This window comes from Enterococcus italicus DSM 15952, assembly GCF_000185365.1.
In the GTDB taxonomy this organism is placed as follows: domain Bacteria; phylum Bacillota; class Bacilli; order Lactobacillales; family Enterococcaceae; genus Enterococcus_G; species Enterococcus_G italicus.
This window is the reverse complement of record NZ_GL622269.1, coordinates 1-927: the sequence shown is the minus strand read 5'-3', so window position 1 is coordinate 927 and position 927 is coordinate 1. Positions and strand designations below refer to the sequence as shown.

The window sequence follows — 927 nt, the reverse complement described above, 5'->3', positions numbered from 1 at the left end:
ACCATTTTTCACTACCATAAAAATTTTTTAATTCAATATAGTTATTGTAAATTGAGTTAAATTTTTCAACACTATCAATTAAATTAGTTAAGACTGGCATAAAAGTGTCATATTTGTTTTCCATTTGTTGAATCAGCTCTATATCTTTGTTATCCATTTGATAATCCTCTCTTTTTTAGCAATTATCTCAAAAAGCGATTTTTAATGCAATCATTAGTATTATTAATTGTCAAATTAAGTTAGACAATTAATATTTTATCGCAAAGGAATATTCCTTTGTAATGATTGATTTTGCTTTGTTGCTTTTGTTTGCTTAATCAATTTGTCTATGTTTCGTTTTTTCTGTAGTTGGTTACCACTCAACAAACGATTAATTGACTTCGCAAATTGGAACATTTTTACAGACACTTCATTTTTTTCAGGTTCATTTTTATCCAATTCTTGGGATTGATCTTTATTAGTATTCTCAATCTGTTTACTTAATTCTATCTTATCAGAATCAGGTAAATAAGCATTGCGATTAACAACCTTTTTCAGATTGTGTTTTGCTAACGGGCTTAGTTCATCAATATGTTTCATGCTATCTTGAACAAAAAATACACCTTGACAATCATTAGGAATTTTCACTGTCTGAATGTTAGTTAAGAAGCCTTTTGATTGTTCCAACATGGAATTAATTTCCTCACTGCTGAATCTAGCAACTCCTTCAACTTTAGAAAAATCAGTTGTTTTGTAATAGTCAGCTTTTGCAAGTAACATTTCGCCTTCTATGACTGAATCTATTGAAACATTTTTATCAAATTTTTCTTTCAACTTCTGATTGAACATATTCTATCAATCCTTGTTTTATTCCTATTAGTTTTTCTTTTTTAATTGATAAAATTTCTTTTCTTTCAGGGTTATTTTCTTTTGTTATACTATCTTCAA

General features: G+C 27.5%; 2 protein-coding genes. Both read right to left on the bottom strand.

Annotated features, from left to right (window positions below):
- Nucleotides 1-124: DUF4298 domain-containing protein (locus HMPREF9088_RS12505; protein WP_282634719.1), on the bottom strand; the 124-nt coding region annotated here is incomplete at its 3' end.
- A 131-nt stretch (nucleotides 125-255) separates the two neighbouring features.
- Nucleotides 256-828: a hypothetical protein gene (locus HMPREF9088_RS11190; RefSeq protein WP_007209372.1), complete on the bottom strand. Its 573-nt coding sequence runs from the start codon at nucleotides 826-828 to the stop codon at nucleotides 256-258.
- Nucleotides 829-927 lie beyond the last annotated feature (99 nt).